Source organism: Rhizobium sp. 16-488-2b, from assembly GCF_017741815.1.
GTDB lineage: Bacteria > Pseudomonadota > Alphaproteobacteria > Rhizobiales > Rhizobiaceae > Rhizobium.
In genome coordinates, this window is sequence record NZ_JAGHMF010000008.1 from 330328 (window position 1) to 349464 (window position 19137).

The 19137-nt window shown below is 60.8% G+C and carries 20 protein-coding genes and 1 pseudogene; 1 reads left to right on the forward strand and 20 read right to left on the reverse strand.

Annotated features, from left to right (window positions below):
- Positions 1–125 precede the first annotated feature (125 nt).
- From dhaL to J5286_RS10250, 12 genes and pseudogenes are all read right to left on the reverse strand, one after another.
- Positions 126–773 (reverse strand): dihydroxyacetone kinase subunit DhaL, encoded by a 648-nt coding sequence (gene dhaL / locus J5286_RS10195; RefSeq protein WP_209190234.1) that lies wholly within the window; start codon positions 771–773, stop codon positions 126–128.
- 11 nt (positions 774–784) lie between these two features.
- Positions 785–1777 (reverse strand): dihydroxyacetone kinase subunit DhaK, encoded by a 993-nt coding sequence (locus J5286_RS10200; protein ID WP_209190235.1) that lies wholly within the window; start codon positions 1775–1777, stop codon positions 785–787.
- Between the two features lie 33 nt (positions 1778–1810).
- Positions 1811–2584: an SDR family oxidoreductase gene (locus tag J5286_RS10205; RefSeq protein WP_209190236.1), complete on the reverse strand. Its 774-nt coding sequence runs from the start codon at positions 2582–2584 to the stop codon at positions 1811–1813.
- Positions 2585–2646: 62 nt separating this feature from the next.
- On the reverse strand, positions 2647–3633 hold the full coding sequence (locus tag J5286_RS10210; protein ID WP_018897678.1) for a substrate-binding domain-containing protein: 987 nt from the start codon (positions 3631–3633) through the stop codon (positions 2647–2649).
- An 84-nt stretch (positions 3634–3717) separates the two neighbouring features.
- Positions 3718–4722, reverse strand: coding sequence for an ABC transporter permease (locus J5286_RS10215; protein WP_112942327.1), 1005 nt, complete (start codon positions 4720–4722; stop codon positions 3718–3720).
- A 54-nt stretch (positions 4723–4776) separates the two neighbouring features.
- Positions 4777–6255 (reverse strand): sugar ABC transporter ATP-binding protein, encoded by a 1479-nt coding sequence (locus J5286_RS10220; RefSeq protein ID WP_209190237.1) that lies wholly within the window; start codon positions 6253–6255, stop codon positions 4777–4779.
- A gap of 486 nt (positions 6256–6741) precedes the next feature.
- Positions 6742–6879, reverse strand: coding sequence for a hypothetical protein (locus tag J5286_RS10225; RefSeq protein WP_209190238.1), 138 nt, complete (start codon positions 6877–6879; stop codon positions 6742–6744).
- 7 nt (positions 6880–6886) lie between these two features.
- Positions 6887–8023, reverse strand: a complete 1137-nt coding sequence (locus tag J5286_RS10230; RefSeq protein ID WP_245205667.1) for an alpha/beta fold hydrolase — start codon at positions 8021–8023, stop codon at positions 6887–6889.
- Between the two features lie 299 nt (positions 8024–8322).
- A pseudogene (locus J5286_RS10235) lies at positions 8323–8952 on the reverse strand (hypothetical protein); the annotation flags it as partial.
- 42 nt (positions 8953–8994) lie between these two features.
- On the reverse strand, positions 8995–9270 hold the full coding sequence (locus J5286_RS10240; RefSeq protein ID WP_052214222.1) for a hypothetical protein: 276 nt from the start codon (positions 9268–9270) through the stop codon (positions 8995–8997).
- 28 nt (positions 9271–9298) lie between these two features.
- Positions 9299–9778, reverse strand: a complete 480-nt coding sequence (locus J5286_RS10245; protein ID WP_209190240.1) for a DUF992 domain-containing protein — start codon at positions 9776–9778, stop codon at positions 9299–9301.
- Positions 9779–9793: 15 nt separating this feature from the next.
- The gene (locus tag J5286_RS10250; RefSeq protein WP_209190310.1) at positions 9794–10036 is read right to left on the reverse strand and encodes a GCG_CRPN prefix-to-repeats domain-containing protein; all 243 of its coding nucleotides are present in this window, start codon (positions 10034–10036) and stop codon (positions 9794–9796) included.
- Positions 10037–10497: 461 nt separating this feature from the next.
- Between J5286_RS10250 and J5286_RS10255 the strand changes: the two genes are divergently transcribed.
- Positions 10498–10866, forward strand: a complete 369-nt coding sequence (locus tag J5286_RS10255) for an MliC family protein (RefSeq protein ID WP_245205679.1) — start codon at positions 10498–10500, stop codon at positions 10864–10866.
- 238 nt (positions 10867–11104) lie between these two features.
- Here the strand turns inward: J5286_RS10255 and J5286_RS10260 are convergent, their stop codons facing one another.
- From J5286_RS10260 to J5286_RS10295, 8 genes are all read right to left on the reverse strand, one after another.
- Entirely contained in the window at positions 11105–11626 is a 522-nt protein-coding gene (locus J5286_RS10260; protein WP_209190242.1) for a DUF6790 family protein, read from the reverse strand.
- Positions 11627–11772: 146 nt separating this feature from the next.
- Entirely contained in the window at positions 11773–12897 is a 1125-nt protein-coding gene (locus tag J5286_RS10265) for a helix-turn-helix transcriptional regulator (RefSeq protein ID WP_209190243.1), read from the reverse strand.
- Between the two features lie 437 nt (positions 12898–13334).
- A complete protein-coding gene (locus J5286_RS10270; protein ID WP_209190244.1) occupies positions 13335–14081 on the reverse strand; it encodes an SDR family NAD(P)-dependent oxidoreductase in 747 nt (248 codons plus the stop codon).
- A 17-nt stretch (positions 14082–14098) separates the two neighbouring features.
- Positions 14099–15184: a glycerol dehydrogenase gene (locus tag J5286_RS10275; protein WP_209190245.1), complete on the reverse strand. Its 1086-nt coding sequence runs from the start codon at positions 15182–15184 to the stop codon at positions 14099–14101.
- Positions 15175–15948: an SDR family NAD(P)-dependent oxidoreductase gene (locus J5286_RS10280; RefSeq protein WP_209190246.1), complete on the reverse strand. Its 774-nt coding sequence runs from the start codon at positions 15946–15948 to the stop codon at positions 15175–15177. The genes J5286_RS10275 and J5286_RS10280 overlap by 10 nt, the downstream gene beginning before the upstream one ends.
- On the reverse strand, positions 15948–16631 hold the full coding sequence (locus tag J5286_RS10285; protein WP_209190247.1) for an HAD family hydrolase: 684 nt from the start codon (positions 16629–16631) through the stop codon (positions 15948–15950). Before J5286_RS10285 ends, J5286_RS10280 begins: the two co-directional genes overlap by 1 nt.
- On the reverse strand, positions 16628–18130 hold the full coding sequence (locus tag J5286_RS10290; protein WP_209190248.1) for a xylulokinase: 1503 nt from the start codon (positions 18128–18130) through the stop codon (positions 16628–16630). The genes J5286_RS10285 and J5286_RS10290 overlap by 4 nt, the downstream gene beginning before the upstream one ends.
- Positions 18131–18157: 27 nt before the next feature.
- Positions 18158–19135: an ABC transporter permease gene (locus tag J5286_RS10295; RefSeq protein WP_449090054.1), complete on the reverse strand. Its 978-nt coding sequence runs from the start codon at positions 19133–19135 to the stop codon at positions 18158–18160.
- Between the last annotated feature and the right edge of the window lie 2 nt (positions 19136–19137).

The following is a 19137-nucleotide window of genomic DNA, read 5'->3' on the forward strand; positions in this document are numbered from 1 at the left end:
TCTGGAATGAACTCCCGCTTAGATGTGCCGGGAAGATGCCGCCAATGCGGCCCGTTTGCAACCGCGCGGCGCGCGACCCACCGCCAAAGGACGGGCCGCGCTGTCTTGGGAAACAGACTGCGAGATCAAGCATTTTCCAGGCGAGAAGAGACGCCCACGGAAATCTCCTTCAAAATGAGAGCGCAGGAGGTGGCGCCTGCGTCCAGAATGCCGAGCGACCGCTCGCCGAGACGGCTGGCACGGCCAATTTTCGCGACGAGGTCGATTGTCGAATCGCGTCCCTTTTCGGCCGCGTCGGCAAGGGCCGAGAGTGCATCCGCGAATGACTTCCCAGACGCCGTGGCCTCGTCGAAGGCATTGACCGCCGGAACGAAGGCGTCGATCAGCGTCTTGTCGCCAACCTTGGCCGACCCGATCGACTGAATGCCATCCAGACCGGCATGCAGCATCTGGCTGAACAACCTGGCGTCCACCGCGTCCTTGCCTTCGAGCGTCTCGCCGAATTCGGTGAACATCACCCCGTAAAGCGGGCCCATCGAGCCGCCAATCTCCGTCATCAGCAGCGTGCCGAGCGTTTCAAAGGCACCACTGAGCGAGGGGTCCTGCCCCTTAAGCCGCTCCGCCGCCATGCCAAAGCCCTTGGCCATGTTGACCCCGTGGTCGCCATCGCCGATCTTGCCGTCGATCTCGCTGAGATAGGCCCGATTTTCGATGATGCGTTCCGCCAGCGAAAGGACGATCGCGCCCGCCGAGGCGTTCTTGAAAGTTTGCATGTCAGAGTTCCTCAGAGCAAGATTGTGCAGGACGTTTCGAGGTCGAGAAGCGGCTTGGTCTCAGCATCGAGCGCAAAGACCGTCAACGTCGCGCCGACCATTTCAAGCGATGTGAAATAGTTGCCGACATAGGTTTTGTAGACGACGAGGCCCCGGCCGGTGATCTCGCTCTCGATGGTGTCGTTCAGGATATAGAGTTCGTTGAGCGGTGTGGCGCCTAGGCCCGAGACGAGGACCGCAACCTCCGTGCCGGCGGGAAGGTTGTGATCATCGAGAACGATCTTGCACATATCCTTCGCGACGTCTGCGGCCTGCTTCAGCGGCTCGACGCGTACACCAGGCTCGCCGTGATGGCCGATACCGACCTCCATCGTGCCCGGCTCGATCTGGAAATTCGGATGACCGACGGCCGGCAGGGTACACGGGCCGAGGCCGACGCCGATCGAGCGGCAGTTGTCGATCGCCTTCTGGGCAGCGGCGCGAACCTCTTCGAGGCTGCCGCCCTGCGTCGCCTTGGCGCTACCGATCTTCCACATGAAGATTTCGCCGGCAACACCGCGGCGCTTTTCGCGCTCCGACAGCGGCGCCGAGCAGACGTCGTCGTTGGCAACGACGGTCGCAACCTCGATACCATCCTTGGCGGCGAGCTTCGTTGCCATCTTCACGTTCATATTGTCGCCGGCATAATTGCCGTAGAGGCAAACCACGCCTGCCCCGCCGTCAGCCGCGCGAATGGCATCATGGAAGCTCTTGGCGGTCGGGGAAGAGAACAATTCGCCGACGGCAACGGCATCAAGCATGTTCTTGCCGGTGTAGCCCATGAAGCCGGGCTCGTGGCCGGAGCCACCGCCGGTGATCACGCCGACCTTGCCGCTCACCGGCGCGTTCTTGGCGACAACGACGCGCGGATTTTCGGCAAGCCGCACGATATCGGAATGGGCCTTGATGAAACCCTTGACTGTATCCTCGACGACGAGATCGGGATTGTTGACGAACCGTTGCATGAAGTCTCCTTGAAAATGTCCTGGCGCTTCGGCTCAGAGAATTGTGTAGCCGCCATCGATCAGAAGATCGGCGCCGTTGATCATGTTCGCGCCGTCCGAAACCAGGAAAACGGCGGCGGCGGCGATCTCCTCGGGATAGGCGAAACGGCCGGTCGGAATGCGCTTCTTGGCGGCCTCTCCCTTTTCACCAGCCCAGGCCTTCTTGCCGAGTTCGGTCAGGACCACGGTCGGCGAGATGGTGTTGACGGTGATCCCGTACTTGCCCCATTCGGCAGCGAAGGTCTTCGACATGCCGATGACACCGAATTTCGAGGCGCAGTAGGCAACATGCTCCTCGATCGCGACGGTACCCGCCTGCGACGCGAGATTGATGATCTTGCCGCCTTTTCCTGCAGCGATCATGGCGCGACCGACAGCCTGGGTGACGAGAAAGCTGCCTTTGAGATTGATGTTGATCGTCTTGTCCCAATAGTCGAGCGACAGATCTTCGGCGGGCGCCAGGAAGACGACGCCGGCGCTGTTGACGGCAATGTCGATGCGGCCGAACGCGGCGACGACATCCGATATGGCGCGATTGACCGAGTCCGGCTGGGAGACGTCACAGACGAAGGATTTTGCACCGCCACCGAGCGCGGTCGCCTTGGCAGCGGCGATATCGGCGTTGATATCGAGCACGGCTACCGTGGCACCTTTTGCCGTCAGCGCGTCGGAGATCGCCGAGCCGATCCCGGATGCAGCGCCGGTCACGACGGCAATCTTGCCTGTCAGGGGGAAATTGAGGTCAATCTGGGGAGCAGTGTCTGTCATCTCTTCAAGCCCTTGCGATGTGGATGCCAGGGCGGCGTGATACCGCCCTGGCTTTGCGTTCGTTACTTGCGGGATTCAAGCAGCTTGTCGGCATTTTCCTTGGTGACCGGCGTCCAGGGGACGAGATAGTCCTTGGAGGCGCCATCTTCCCACTTCATTTCCGGATACTGGGTCCAGATCGCCGATTCCGGCTTGGCGTCCTTGTTCGCGGCCTTGATGGCGACATCGAGCGCGCCCTGTGCCTGTGCGTTGGCATCCTGCAGGATCGAGGCCATTTCGCCGCGCTTGACGGCATTGATGGCATCGGTGACGCCGTCGACGCCGGCGATTGCGAAGTCTTCAACCTTCAGGTTTGCAGCCTTGATCGCCTCGATCGCGCCGAGCGCCATTTCGTCGTTCTGGCCGATGACACCGTTGATCTGGCCCGGATGCGACGTCAGCCAGTTTTCCATCAAGGTCTGGGCTTCGGCGCGCGACCAGTTGGCGGTCTGCTTTTCGAGAACCTTGACGTCAGGGCACGCCTTGAGCGCCTTTTCGTTGCCTTCAAGGCGCTGGATCTGGCCGGACTGTCCGATCGGGCCTTCGAGGATGACCAGGTTGCCCTTGCAACCCATCTTGTCGAGAACAGCCTTGGCTTCGAGTTCGCCTGCTTCCACGTCGTTCGAGCCGACATAGGAGGTCAGGAGATCGGAGTTGACGCGGGCGTTGGAGCCGACAACAGGGATACCGGCATCATGGGCGGCCTGAACGGCAGCGGCACCGGCTTCGATATCCATCGGCACGAAGATGATCGCGTCGAACTTCTGCGTGATCATGGTGTTGAACTGTTCCTGCTGGACCAGCGCGTCATAGCGGCCGTCGAACACCGTCAGCTCCACCTGACCGCTCTTCACTGCCGGATGCTGCTTCAACGCGGCCGACCAGATCTGCATGAACTCGGCGTTCAGGCCGTAGGTCGTGGCGCCGATCTTCAGCTTCTTTTCCTGGGCCATGGCAGGCGCAGTAAGGATCGCCGCACTGGCGATAAGTGCGAGCATCAACTTCTTCATCTGTTTCTCCTCCATAGAGATGTCCGGTCGCCGGTATGACGCGCGGTTTGCCAACGGATCGCGGATGCGATCCGAATTATCAGGTCAAAGACCTTGATTTCGCTTCTGATCCAGCATGACGGCGCCGACGATGAGCGCGCCCTTGAGCACCTGCTGGTAGTAGGATTGGATACCCATCAGATCGAGGCCGTTGTTCATAACGCCGATGATGAGCGCGCCGATCAGCGTTCCGGTAACCCGACCGACACCGCCCGAGAGGCTGGTGCCACCGATGACCACGGCTGCGATGGCATCGAGTTCGTAGGCGATGCCGGCCTGCGGCAGCGCCGATCCCGTGCGGGCGGACAGTATCATGCCGGCGAGACCTGCAAGCGAGCCCGAGATGCCGTAGACGGCGAACCGGATGCGGGTGACGTTGATGCCCGAGGTGATCGCGGCATGCGGGTTGCCGCCAACGGCATAGATGTAGCGGCCAAAGCGCGTGCGCGTCAGGACCCACCAGGACACGATGAAGACGACGGCAAGAATGACCACCGGCATAGGCACGCCGAGGATGTTTCCGGTGCCAATCCAGCGAAACTCCGGGATCAGCGCCGGCACAGGCTTTCCGCCACCATAGATCAGGGTCATGCCACGCGCCGCCGACAGCATGCCGAGCGTGGCTACGAAGGCTGGAACGGCGAAGCGGGACACGATGAAACCGACGATGGCGCCACAGGCCAGGCCCACGCCGATACCGACCAGCAAAGCGACGGCTGCAGGATAAGGCGCACCCGCAATACCGGCTGTTGCCGAGGTCGTGACGAAACTGGCGCTGACGATGCCTGCAAGCGCCACGACCGACCCGACAGACAGATCGATGCCGCGCGTCAGGATGACGAAGGTCATGCCGATCGCGAGAACACCGTTGATCGACGTCTGCAACAGCACGTTCGAGATATTGCCGGCCGTGAGGAAGTACTCGTTGGAAAACGACAGGATCACGGACAGAAGCAGGAAGGCGAGAAAGATGCCGTATTCCTGAATGAGCAGCCTGCGGCGATCCGAGTTGAACCAGCCCGTCGTTGGTTTGTTATCTGTAAGGGACACTGTTTCTGACCTCTTCCCATGCCGATCCGTATTGAGAAATTCGCGGTGCGCCGATTACGTCGACAGATGCACCAGCGCCTGCGCGTCGGTCTCGGACCGCGGATAGACGCCCGCCGAGCGACCGTTGCGCATGACGAGGATGCGGTCGGACATGCCGAGCACCTCGTCGATCTCCGATGAAATCATCACCACCGTGCCTCCCGCGGCCGCGAATTCGCAGATGATGCGGTAAATCTCGCGCTTGGCGCCGACATCGACGCCGCGCGTCGGCTCGTCCAGCAACAACACCTTCGGGTTGCGCAGGAACCACTTGCCGAGAACGACCTTCTGCTGGTTGCCGCCTGATAACCCCGACACCGCCATGGTGTCGCGCGCGGTCTTGATACCGAAGCGTTCGATCATCTTTTGGCTGGCAGCCTGCTCCTGGCCGCGACGCATGACGAAGCCCGGGCTGAATTCCGGCAGGCTGGCGAGCGCGATGTTGCCCCTGACGCTGTCGACGAGATTGAGGCCCGTCAGCTTGCGATCCTCGGTGACAAAGGCAAGCCCGTGCTCCATCGCGTCGACCGGCTTGCTGACGGTGATCGCCTTGCCATCAAGCTTGATCTCACCCTTGTCCATCCGGTCGAGACCGAACAGGCAATTGAAGATCTCCGAGCGGCCGGAGCCCATCAGCCCGTAAATACCGAAAATCTCGCCTTTCTTGACGGCGAAGGACACATCCTCGACCTTGCCCGTCGCGCTCAAACCCGCGACCTCAAGCCCGGTGACGTCGGTCGGCGTGTTGGTCTTGACGTATTCTTCGCCGAGTTCACGGCCGACGATCATCCGGATCAATTCAGGACGATCGATATCCGCAAGGTCGCCCGCACCGATGTACAAACCATCACGGAACACGGTGTAGGCGTCGGCAATCTGGAAAATCTCGGACAGGCGGTGGGAGACGTAAACGACACCCTTTCCGGCAGCTTTCAATCGCTCGATGGTCTTGAAAAGCTGCTGCGCTTCCTTCTCGCCGATTGCCGAGGTCGGCTCGTCCATGAAGATCACTTCAGCATCGTGGCTCAGCGCCTTGGCGATCTCGACCAGCTGGATCTGCGCGACCGACAGGTTCATCATGAACTGCGTCGGGCGGATGTTGAACTCGAGTTGCTCCAGCAGCCGCTGCGCATTCTGGTTCATCGTCTTGAAATCGATGCCGCCGAAACGACCCGACGGCTCCCTGCCCAGATAGATGTTTTCCGCGACTGTCATGTGCGGAACGGGGCTGAGCTCCTGCTCAATGATGGCGATACCCGATGCCAAGGCCGCCGCCGGACCGGAGAACTCCACGTCCACGCCACGGCGACGAATCGAGCCAGCGTCGCGCTTGTGGATGCCCATCAGGATCTTGAGGAACGTGGATTTTCCGGCGCCATTGCCACCGCATAGCGCGTGCACGGACCCAGCCTTGAGCTGAAAACGTCCGTCGCGCAGGGCCGCGACACCATTGAAGGACTTCTTCAGTCCCTCGACATCAAGAAGATATTCCACCTCAACTCCTCCCAACATCGTCTACCGTTCAGGTGGATCGATGGACTATCGCGCCCTCTCCATTGGAGCGATTTTTACAAGTGTCAATTACATTTCGACAAATGTCAATCTCGCATTTGATTGTTTTCTGGAGAGGGCTTTACTCATGCCGGACCTCGCCCACGAGCGATGTCGGGCACGGCGAGTTTGGCAACGTCGCGCGCGAAGCTGGAAAGTGTATAATGAGCGCGGAAAGCCGTGCGTCGACACGGCACGTCTCTGTGCTCCGATCCTCCGATCGGATTGTCGCCAAAGAGCCAAGAACGCAGCAGCTTGGCCTAATGGCCTCGATTGAAATCACTGCGGCAAGGAAGCGGCACGATCCCCAACGATGAGGCCGCGCGCAATCTCGTCGCTGCCATAGACGATTACATCGGGCCTTGCGCCCGATTGCGAATAGACGGCATTGATTGCGGAGTACCCCACTCTTCGGACCACTGACGAACATCACCTGACCATCAGGCGGATGCGCGCTCCTTGGGCATCATCAGGATGGAGGCTCACACCATTGGAAGATCCCTGGGCAAAGGCTTTGACCACAGGAATTCCGAGTTTCAAAAGTTCCGACGGCGAGAAGATGAGCATTCATCGCTCAATCCGCTTCGACTGCCTGCGGGAGCTGCGCGCATGCACTGGGTGCGGCTGCGCTTGCGAACCTGTCGTCAATCCATTTGGCGGCGTCTTTCGCTGTGTCACGTGCAATGAAGCCATGTCCGACTTTTGGAAGCGTCACGAAATCCACGCTGCTGCCATTGTCACAGAGACGGCGAACATAGGAGATGGTCACGTCGGGACGAACGATGCCATCGGCCAATCCTTGTGCAAGGAAGATAGGAATCTGCCTTGGGAGGAGGCCGGGCGTGTTCCGTTTCAGCAAGGCGTTCCACGGCTCCGCCGCGCTTATATCGGTGACCGTCAGGAAGTCCTTGGCTAGCGGGCGTTCCTCGAGACGTCGTTCCAACAGGTCGAAAATCGTCTCGATGCAGCCGCCTGCAAGGGTGTCGACCGTGGGCATCGCATTCGCGTCGACAATATTGTCGAGCTTGATGTCGAAGACCCGTGACCAGGACCAAAGCGTAAGGGCCGTCAGCCCTCTGCCCCCGCTCGAGGCGAAGTCGTCGCGCATCAGCGTGCTGAGATCGGTTGCCGGTGCTGCCGCGGCAACGCCAACCAGTTTAAGCTCGGGCGCGTAGGTGGATGCCAACAAGCCTGCGTAAAGCGCCGCCTGCCCTCCCTGCGAGTGGCCCCAGACGGCAAAGCGTGTCGGCTCTCGTTCACCGAGCAGATCGCGCGCGGCACGGACGGAATCGAGCACGGAGCGGCCTTCGCTGTTGCCAATCAGGTAAGGGTGGACACCGGGGCCGCCGAGACCGGGATAGTCCGTTGCAACAACAGCAAATCCCTGTTGCAGCAGTTGCTCAAGGCCTTGGATCTGTCGATAGACGCCGCGGGTTAGAGACGGCGCGCAGGCCGTGGCAACACCGCTGGTCGGATGTGCCCAGGCGACGATCGGACGGTTTGGGCTGTTGCCATCGGCCGGCACGATCAAGACACCGGAGACCGCGATCAGCTCTCCGTGCAGGCCGACCGAACGGTAGAGGATACGCGACGCCGTGGCACCTTGCGGAGAAAACGGCATGGCCTCCGAGCGGATGACGGAACCGGGACGCCCTGCGAGTTCACCGCTCTCGGGCTGGTAGAACGCGTCTTGGGCTCTCGCCGAACCCAAGGTAAGGAATCCCCACACGACAAGAGCCGCAAGTCCATATCCCAGCAACAGCCGGAGCGTGTCCTTCGCCCTTACCAACCTGTGCCTGCGCGGCTCTACGAATCGGATTCGAGTCATGATGGTCGTCCAACAAGGGGCTACTCGCCCAGTTCCTTGATTTCAAAGAGCGCTGCATGAAGCTTGAGACGGGGCGGCGATGGCCGCCCCTGTCGTCATCACTGCCACTGACCATCCGGCAGACGGCCATGATACGGCGTATCCCGGCAATGGCCCCATGGACCAAGCCAGTAACCGGGAGGGCATGGGCTTGCAGGAGGATAGTATGCCGGCGCCGGATAGTAGGGCTCGACGTAGCGAGGCCCGGCCAAAGATGCGCCGATTGCCGCACCGGAGGCGGCGCCGAGTGCGTACCAGCCAGCGTTGTTCCAGCCGCGCCAATGATCGATGAACACGGCAGCAGGACCGGTCGCGCCGGTCAGATTGCCTTCCAGCACGGAAACGTCGAACGTCAGCGTCGTGCCATCAAGCTTGGGCGATCTGAGCGTAACCACGGCGTCGCTGACATTCGTGCCGCCGCCAAGAACCGACACCGTTGCGTTCGGCGGATCCTTGTCGAAGCTGTCGGCGCCAGCGCCCCATTGCTTGACGATTTCGTCGGTCGCGATGTGACCGGCGGCGCGTGTCGGACGATCGGAGAAGATGATCGAGTTGGTGGCAACGCCCGTCAGGACCAACTTGTCGCCTTCCAGCTTCGCGCCGTCGGCGTTGACGACGAGGAGTGATGCGACAGGCGCCTGCTGGCTGACCTGTCCGACGGTCTTTTGCAGGGGCACATGCGGTGCCTTGGCAGCATCCTGCCCCAGCGCGGTTCCCGCCAGTAGCGTGAGCGAGCCGGCGAACAACAGTCCGATTGGATTCATGCGTATCATTGTCGAAATCCTTTGTGAGTTCCGTTGCGGAAGGCTCGGCGGTCAGCCGCCACCATGCTCGGCGGCATAGTCGATGCCGGCCTGAACTTCGGCCATAGCCTGCATGACCAGTTCGGCGGCACGCTCCTTGTGCCCGCCCTTGTTCGGCGTCGCCCGGTGAAGCGAATTCAATGCGTTCTGGAGCTGGCGCAATGCGGCGTCCATATTGCCTTGGTCCGCCATGGCAGGAGACGATACGAGGGCAGCAGCCGAGCCTGCGGCGAGCACAACGCCCGCAGCGGCAAGCATGTTTCTGCGTGAAAGTGTGAGTTCGGTCATTTCAGTTCTCCGAGTTGGTGAGGATTGTTCAGTTTGCCGCCGTGAGCGTCACCTTGACGACGCCGGTTGCGATGTTGATGCCGGTCTCGCCATCGACGGAGATCGGCTGCAGCGAAAACGACTGATCGTTGCCGCCGACCAAAGCAGTCGCTCCGGCGCCCACGCCGAGCGCGGCGCCCGCGGCGACGCCGACATACGTGCCCGCAAGCGCACCCTGAGGGATACCGCGCGTCGCCGACGCGACGCCCCAGATCAGGTGTCCTTGATCGACCTTGCCGATCTCGACGCCGTATTCGTCTATGTTTCCGACATAGGTTTCCGATTGGCCGCCATCGGGCTTGAACTGGCAGGTCAGCGACTGCTTGCGAGCGAGGATTTCATCCACGCTCTCGGACACGTCACAGGAGAGGATACCGATCTTGGCAACGTCGGCATGGCCTGGGACTACGGAAGTGGCAACCAGGGCCAATGCGAGCGCAAGCCCGCCGGAGAGTTTCGAGGCAGTCATCTGTCGGCTCCGCGCTTACTTCCAGGTGCCGTTAGGCAGGCGACCGTGATAGGGCGTGTTGCGGCAATGCCCCCAAGGACCGCGCCAGTATCCGGGCGGGCACGCGTTGCTGGCGACGGGGCGCTCTTGATAGTAGCCGTTCGGGAGCCGACCATAAAACGGGGTGGTGCGGCAACCGCCATAAGGACCGCGCCACGCATTGGGGCCGCAACCGCCAGCGACCAAAGTGACCGCGGAAGGTGCTTCGATCGTAGGCATCAGCGGCGCTGCGGTAGAGATAGACGGTGCCGCGAACAGTGCGGCAGCGCCAAGAATGACTGCAAATTTCGTATTCATGTTCACTCCAGATGTGTTGAATGCTGCGGACGGGTTGCGCGCACTCAATCTGCATTTCGATTGGACTATGGCTGAATGCTGGTCTGTCGGACGATCGTCGTCTTGGGAGAGCGTCGGCCGCCAACCGGAGAGCGCCCCAGGCCACTGATGGCCGGTCGATGTGCTCCGATGGCCGGGGATAGCCGATATCGATCCGATGCCGCATCACCACTTCTGGGTATGCGATGAAAACAAGATCCGATTATTTCGCGGCTATCGGGCAGAAAATGGTAAAATCAGACCTTGGATCAGACATAATGACCTCGGAGCTTCGGCAACTGATCAGTGACCACCGCGTTTGTCGATGCGCGTCCGCCCTTGGGCGAGCAATTGAGGATCAAGACATGAAACTTCTGGCTGTTATCAGTTGCTTCACCGCTTCCTGCCTACTGGTAAACTTGGCCACGGCCGCGGAAAGCGGAACGATTGAGCTTCACAGCAAGGCAAAAATCGAACGTACGCAGGTAAGCTACAACTGCGGCTCCGCAGGCAATCTTGCGGTGTCCTACGTCAACGCCGACCCGAACTTTCTCGCGTTGGTACCTGTACCCAAGCAGACGCAACCACTGGTGTTCGCGTCGGTGATTTCCGGATCGGGAGCACGCTACGCGGCGGGGAAATACGTCTGGTGGGTCAAGGGGAGTTCCGCGAGCCTGTATGACACGACGTTGAGTGACAACGCGCCGCCGACCATGACGTGCGACGCGTCCTGATCGCATTTCAGTTGCGCAAGGATCAACTGATCTTGTTCAGAACAGCGCATACGATCGTCGCGACGCCAAGCCAAGCACGCAGGTCAAAGCGGGCAATATCAGACCCGTGTTGAGGTGGAGCGTCGGGATGATCCCGGCGAGGGCGAGACTGCTCCCGCGATCAAGCGAGACAATGGCTCAATTCCTCGCCAGCCCATAGTCCTTGCAACCCGATCAACTGCCGCCGGCATCCTTGGAGCTATGCGCGAGCACGGTAGCTCTCCAGATGTCGCTCGGATGGGGATTGTTTCCAGGCTGCCCACAACAGGATCGACAACGCGATGGCACGGGCAATCGTAAGAGCGAGCAACAGGCCGAAATTATCGGCTGCGTAGTCTTTGTTCTGAAACGCTTGCACAAAATGGCCAAAAGTCACCCCACCATAGAAGATGACCGCATAGACCGCGACTGCGCTTTGAAATGACAAGCTTCGCCAGAATGCCAGAACGGCGACCGCGCCCAGTGCTGTATCGGCAATACCGACTTCAAACTCGAACGGGCTCTGCTGCCATCCGATTTGCGCTGATGCTATCTCCGGGAAGAACACATGGAAAATACCCGCCCACAGGCCATCGACACCCACGGCCAGCAGCAGGATCCAAGACAGGTATCGACGTGACCAGTGCTGATCGCGCTTGATCAACGTAGCGCAGATGATGGCGGCGATAAAAAGGAACGCCGGCAAGTGTGCAAGAATAATCCTGATTGTATCAGCAATCATCGTGACCTCCGTAAAAACGACCACAGTGCTCTTCGATCCCGACGAACGCCAATCGAAGAGCTTGTGCGTTACCTACGACCACGGCCGAAAAGCTACATCCTCAGAACTGGTGACTAACGGAATGAGGTTAAACCACAGTGCCAAGCTCAATGGACATAGGTTCCCAGCAGCGCGCCGATACGCTCGAAGTCACGAAGGTTTGCCGCGTCGGTCTTGCGCAGCACCGTCCGTATCTGTGTGCGCACTGTGTCGAGCGAGACCTGACGATCTCGCGCAACTATCTCGGCCGTTTGCCCACCTAACAGGGCTGCCGCTACAGCGCCCTCGGCTGCGCTCAACCCGAACAATTCACTGAAAACGCGCGGCGGCGCCGATCGCGGCTGCGAGATGTCATTGATTAGCACAAGGACCGGCGTCCCAACGGCGGGGCTGCTTCCATGCGCCGGCAAAGGTGTGGCAAAGACAGCGAGTTGGCCCATGCGACCATTCTCCATGGCGTCGAATTCGATCCGAACTGCACCACCGCTCCCATCATTGGCAGCGCTGCGGACTATTTGCCGAAGCTTCGCACCCTCGCCCTGATCGACCACGAGTCGTGTACTTCCGGTCGCCAGCTTGGACAGAGAAATCGGAAATCCTTTGCAGGACAACGTCCGGTTAGCCGCTGTGTTCGCGAACAGCACATTGCAATCGCCATCAACAACGACAGCACTTCCGGGCAAGGCGTCGAAAGCCGCATATGTTAGGCGCGATGCAAGCTCCGTCTCAAATAGCTTTTGGCGCATTCTCAGCCCGCGGCGGACATGCGGCATGAGTTGCGCCAGCGCACTCCTCTCTCGGTTCCCGAAAGCCCTTCCATCTCGAAAGAAGCTCATGACGGTGTGCTCGCTGTCGCCAACGAGACCGATGAGCATGTTTTCCCGACCATTCGGCTTGGCGAAATCCTGATAGAACTCGGATCGACGATAACGTTCGCCATCGACGACTTCGTCGACGAGCACCACGGTCTCCGCCCCGGATGCAGCGGGTTTAATCCGCGATATAGCCGATCGAACCGGATCGATATGAAGATAGTAGGCGCTGTACCTGTCTTCGCCAGTCGAGGATGTCTCAAAGACGTTGGTGTAGCGGCCGCCGCCATCTCGGAAACGAAACGTCCCCGCTTCTGCATCAAAGAACCGGAACAGACGTTGCGCCAGGGATGACCAATCTTGGTCGCTTGTCGCTGCATCGTAGATGTCGCAAATAATGGAATTACAGTCCATATGCATGCCACGCCCCACAACGTTTGAATGCAGAAGCCGCCAACATCGTTGATGTATTGGCGGGCCGCAAGTGGAAAGCTATTCGGACAAAGAGGCCCTGTCATTCAACCATTGAAGCTGAGAATGCTTCATTGAAATGCTTCATCGCCATGCTTAGGATGTTGCATCATATACGCCCACTAGGTTGTATTCGCGCAGCGAGATGCGACGAAATACTGTCGCAAACAGAATGTTTTACTCACACGGGCAACGAACATCGGGCGACCATCGCCGCCATGTTCTTTAATTATCTTGAGAGGCTGTGTGGCGGCGAGCTTGAGACGGAGGTCCAAAAACAAAATCTCCTGGGCGTCTACGCCGAGGAGATTTCAGTTAAGCGACTTCAATGACAACCCTGGTTCCGTGGATTGGTTCAATCAGCCGTGATTTAGCAAGCTATCTCTTCATCCGACGCTGTAACCACCGTCGACCGGCAAGGTGACACCAGTGACGAAGGTGGCGGCTGGCGAGCACAGGAATAGGATCGGGCCGACGAGATCGTCTGCCGTGCCCCAGCGTTTCAGCGCCGATCGCTCGGCGATCTTCGCTTCGCTGTCCGGCTGCGACCACAACGGCTTCGTCATCTCCGTGCGGTGATAGCCCGGCGCAACCGCGTTCACACGTACGCCGTCGCGGCCGTACTTGTGCGCCATCGTACGCGTCAGCCCGACGATGCCCGTCTTGCTGGCTGTGTAGGCGGGAACGCTTTCATCGGCCAGATAGCTCAGCATCGACGCGAAATTGACAATGCTTCCCCCGCTCTTCCTGAGCAACGGAAAGGCGGCACGGGAGAGACGCATGGCGCTGCTCAGATTGACGTCCATGACATCGAGAAAGACATCCTCGTCCCACTCGCTGTCCGGGCGCGCGATGCCCTGGCAATTGACCAGCACATCGAGCGACGGCAAATCGGCAAAGAACCGATCGACCGCGACGCCGTCCCGAACGTCCAGCCTTGAGAACACGATAGAGCCTGACGAGCTTGATCGGGCATCGTCAAGCCGGCGTTCGGAACTGCCGGTGGCGAGCACGCGGGCCCCCGCACCGGCGAAGCCTTGCGCAACGGCCAGCCCGATGCCGCTTGTGCCGCCCGAGACCACTACCGTCTGGCCATCAAGAAAATTCGGCGCGAACGCCTCGTTTCTACCCATCACTCTTACTCCATCGATCAGATCAACGCCGCCAGCGCCTCGATCACCATCGCTTCGGTGACCGGCATCGGCTCGTTGTGGATGATTTCACCGGCGCGGCAGGCGCGCCGAGCGACAATTTCCAGCTTCTCCTGCGAAGCCTCGGCAATCCCGATATCCGCCAGCTGCGTCGGCAACCGGACCGATCGGCAAAAATCGCGAACCCGCATGAACTCGTCATGCCGGCCCTGGATCTTCAATCCGGCCAGCACGCCGATCGCAACCTTTTCACCGTGCAAGTGATGATGCACGTCCTCCAGTTCGCAAAGCCCGTGATGGATCGCGTGCGCGGCCGCCACGCCGCCGGATTCAAATCCGATCCCCGACAGGAGGATATTGGCTTCGACGACCCGCTCGATTGCAGGGCCAGCCGTCTTCGCATCGCATTCTGAGAGCGCCGAGGCGCCGAATTCCAGGATCGTTTCCCGGCAGAACCGCGCCACCTCGAATGCAAGCGGCAAACCCGGCATTTTCATGCAGTTCATCGCACCGCTTTGACGGCACGCATCCGCCTCGTACCATGTTGCCAGCGCATCACCGATCCCGGCCGACAGGAAGCGCGCGGGCGCGGCAGCGATCAGGGCCGTATCGACAAGAACCAGGTCGGGATTGGCAGGCAGGAAGCTGTCATACGCGACCGTGCCGTCCTGGTTGTAGACGACCGCGAGCGCGCTGCACGGCGCATCCGAAGCGGCGATCGTCGGCACCACGATCACTGGTAATCGGAGATCGCGGGCAGCCGCCTTTGCCGTATCGAGCGCCTTGCCGCCACCGATACCGATGACGACATCGGCTGCGGCAGTCCTGGCACGAGCGACGAGGCTGGCGATTTCAGCTTCCGAGCACTCTCCTCCGTGACGCACGACCTCGACATCGGCGCGACCATCGAACGCGTCCGACACGGATTTTTCGAGCATGCCGAAAATGCCACGGTCGAGCAGGGCCACGGCCCGTTTCCCATAGGAGTGCGCTTCCTGCCCCAGCAGCCCGATCGCACCCGCCGCCTGGATATAGCGGCCGGGGAAGCGTGTGCCGCGCGGCTTGATGTCAGCCGTCACCAGCATACGTAGCCTCCATCGGCGAGCACGATCGATCCGGTCATCAGGCTGGATGCGTCGCTGGCGAGGAACAGGATAACGGAGGCAACCTCATCGGTGCGGCCAAGCCGGTTCATCGGGGTGCCGCCGACCCAGTGACGGTACATCTCGGCATCCTCGTAGACGTACTTGTTCATTTCCGTGTCAATATAGGTGGGCGCCACCGAATTGACGCGAACGCCGCGCGCGCCCCACTCGGCGGCGAGCGACTTCGTCAGATGGTGGACAGCAGCCTTGGAGGCATTGTAGTTCGCCTGCTCCTGTGGGCGATTGACGACGAAGCCGGACATCGAGCCGACATTGACGATGGTGCCGGAGCTGCGATCGAGCATCGACTTGCCGAACGCCCTGCAGCACCAGAAGACGCCATTGAGGTTGACGTCGATCACCTTGTTCCAGATGTCGTCGGCCATGGTTTCGGCCGGATGATTGCTGATCGCGATGCCGGCATTGTTGACGAGAATGTCGACCCGGCCATGGCGGGCGACGATCTCGTCATGGACCGCCTGCACGGCTTTTACATCGGTAACGTCGAGCACAACGCTGTCGACCGAGTACCCCTTGGCGGCAAGCGTCGCCGTCGCATCCTTGAGAAGCGCATCGTTCATGTCCGTCAGCACGACTTTTGCTCCAGCTTCCGCCAGCGCCTCGACGGCGGCATAGCCAATCCCGCGCGCGGCGCCGGTGACGACGGCAATCTTGTCGGTGAGCTTGAACTTATCGAGATACATCAGTCGCATCCTTGAAGGGTCGTTTGTAGAGAAGAAGGAGAGAGCATGCCGGCGAGCGTCGAAGCCAGATCGTTGGGATCGGCCAGGATCGCGGACGGCGGAAAGACGAGGTCGGTCCTGTGTGGCTCCGGCCAGCCGATGACGGTCATTCCCGCGGCAAGACCGGCAACGGCGCCGGGGATGCTGTCCTCGACCACGATGCAGTTTTCGGGGCGGACGCCAAGCAGATGCGCCGCCCTGAGATAGGGTTCGGGATCCGGCTTTCCGCGCACCACGTCGTTTCGGCTGACGGTCACAAGGCCGGGCTGCTGCAGGCCAACGGCCCGCAGGTTGGCATCGACCAGCATGCGGTCCGAATTCGAAATGATGGCGAAGGGCGTCCGTGTTTCCGCAAGCAGTCTCAGAACGGCATCGACTCCATGGCGGCGCTCCAGTCTGGCGGCGTCCGCCAGATAGCAGCGATACTTGCCTTCGACATAGTCTTCGAAGGATGGCTCGAAGCCGATCGTCTCCCGCAACAGTGCGTGGCAATCTGCACCGCTCATGCCGGTCATGCGATCGGCGAGCGCATCAGGCACGCGATATCCCATCTGCAGCAGAGCTTGTTTCATGGCATCAAAATGCAGCCCCTCGCTATCGACGAGGGTGCCGTCCATGTCGAAAAGTACGGCTCTTTCCGTCATTGCGGCAGCCCGTCGAGATCGTCGTAGAGGACCTGGCTGTGTGCGTAGAGCTTTTCGAAGAAGGCCTGCATCGGCCGATAGGTTTCAGCCCAGCGCGGATCGGGTGTGATCTCCTGCGCGTAGGAGACAAAGGCCCCGGCTGCATCCTCGACGCTTGAAAAATGCCCCGTCGCCGCAGCCGCCATGATCGCGCAGCCAACCAGGCCGCATTCCGGCTCGGATGGAACGAGAATCGGAATGCCGTAGACGCTGGCCTTGATCTTCATCCAGAGTTCGGTTTTCGCCCCGCCACCCGACGCGATGACCTGCTCAAGCGGTGCACCGGATATGCGATCGAGAATGTTGATGTGGCGCTTGGTGGCGAAGGCGACGCCTTCGAGAACGGCGCGGTGCATATGCGCAAGGCCATGCGCGGCACCGATCCCGAAGAATTGCGCGCGCGCATTGCGATGCTCGCCAAGCCGCTCGCCAGTGAGATAGGGCATGAAGAACAGCCGGTCGGAACCGGCAGGCGCCTCGGCTGCCTTTGCGACGATGTCTTCATAGGAGGACTTCTTCTCGTCGAACGCCCGTCTTGCCCAGCGCATGGCGTCGCCGCCGGATTCCAGCAGCATGAAGGCGCCCCAGTTGCCTTCAACGGTGCCGACGTTGCAGATGGAGGGATCCAAAAGCGGCTTGGCGGCGATCGCAGTGATGATCGCCGACGTTCCCATGACCTCCGAACCCACGCCAGGACGGCAGACGCCGGACCCTAGCAAGGCCACCGGATAATCGGCCCCGCCAACCAGCACCGGCGTGCCCTGGCGCAGCCCCGTCTCGATCGCAGCGCTTTCACTGACGGTACCGAGTATCTCCGTCGGATTGCGAAGCGGCGCCAGCTTATCGGCGTCGAGCCCGAGCAGCGCGATCATCTTTCGCGACCAGTCTCCGCTGCGGGGATCCATCAAGAAGCTTGCGCCGCCATCGTTGCGATCCATGGCGATCTCGCCGGTCAGGCGCAGATTGACATAATCTTTCGGCATCAGCACGGCGGATGCCTTGCTATAGGCCGACGCATCGTTGTCGCGCAGCCATTGCAGCTTGAAGCCGGGCCAGGCGGGCGTCGGTGGGTTGGCGCAATCGGCCAGATAATCGCTCGGCGCATGCGCGGCCTCGAAGGCCGTTACATAATCGACGGTGCGCTTGTCGTTCCAGAGCGGCGCGGTCTCGCGCACCAGTTCCCCATCGTCCCCGACGAGCACTGTCCCGTGCATCTGGCCGCAGGCGGCGACGGCAACCACGCGAGAGCGCGCATCGGCAACCTGTCCCAGAACCTCGCGGACCGTGGCGACGACGCCCGCCCACCAATCCGCCGGACGCTGCTCCGCCCAGCCGAATTGCGGAACGATTTGCTCGTGCTCGCGGCTGCAGACCGCAAGAATTTTGCCCCTGGTGTCGACGAGGGCGGCGCGAACGCTGCCGGTGCCGACGTCGATGGCAAGGAAGAGATCACTTGGCATGCTATTTACCCCTGCAGGAGGCGGACACTACTTGCGAAACCAGTTGGAGGCATATTGCAGGAGCATCGCGCCGATGATGATGCAGCCCATGAAGACCTGCTGGTGATAGCCGGGCACGCGGGCAAGGTTCATCATATTAGCGATAATGCCAAGTACAAGCACGCCAATGAAGGTGTTCATGACGCCACCGCGACCGCCCATCAGGCTGGCGCCGCCGATGACGACGGCAGCGATTGCATCGAGCTCCGAACCGACGCCAATATTGGCCGAACCGATGCCCGTGCGGCTCGTTGAAACGATACCGGCTGCGGCCGCGAGAACTCCGGAGATCACATAGACCGCTGTCGTGTAATAGGCGACCGGAATACCGGACAGCCTGACAGCCTCGACATTCGAGCCGATCGCCTTTACCAGGCGGCCGAAGCGCGTGAAAGTCAGGACGATACCGGCGATGACGAAGACAACCGCCATTAGCATGACGGGATAGGGAATGGTTGCGATAGAGCCGGAGCCAAAGGTCGTGATCCAGACCCCGGCGTCGCCCATCTGAATGGGCTGTCCAGCGGAGACGATCAGGGAGAGACCACGCGCAACAGTCATCATCGCAAGCGTCGTGACGAAGGGCGGCAGTTTGAGGAACGCGACGAGGATACCTGAGACAAGGCCGCAGGCTGCGCCGGCGATCAGCGCGGTCGCGACCGCTCCGCCGGTACCGTAGTCCTGAATGACGATCGCCGACAAGACGCTGCCCAGTGCCGCCACCGAACCGACCGAGAGATCGATGCCCCGGGTGAGGATGACGAAGAGCATGCCGATCGCCATGAGGCTGGTGCCGGCGCTTTGTCGGAGAACGTTGATAATGTTGCGCTGGGTCAGGAATACGTCGGACATCGAGGTCGCCACGATCAGCAGGGCGATCAGGATGGCCAGCGTGCCGTAGCGGTGCAGGATGTTGGAAATGTTCAGCGAAGGCGAACGGTGAGCGGTTTCGGTGAGTTCGGTCACGG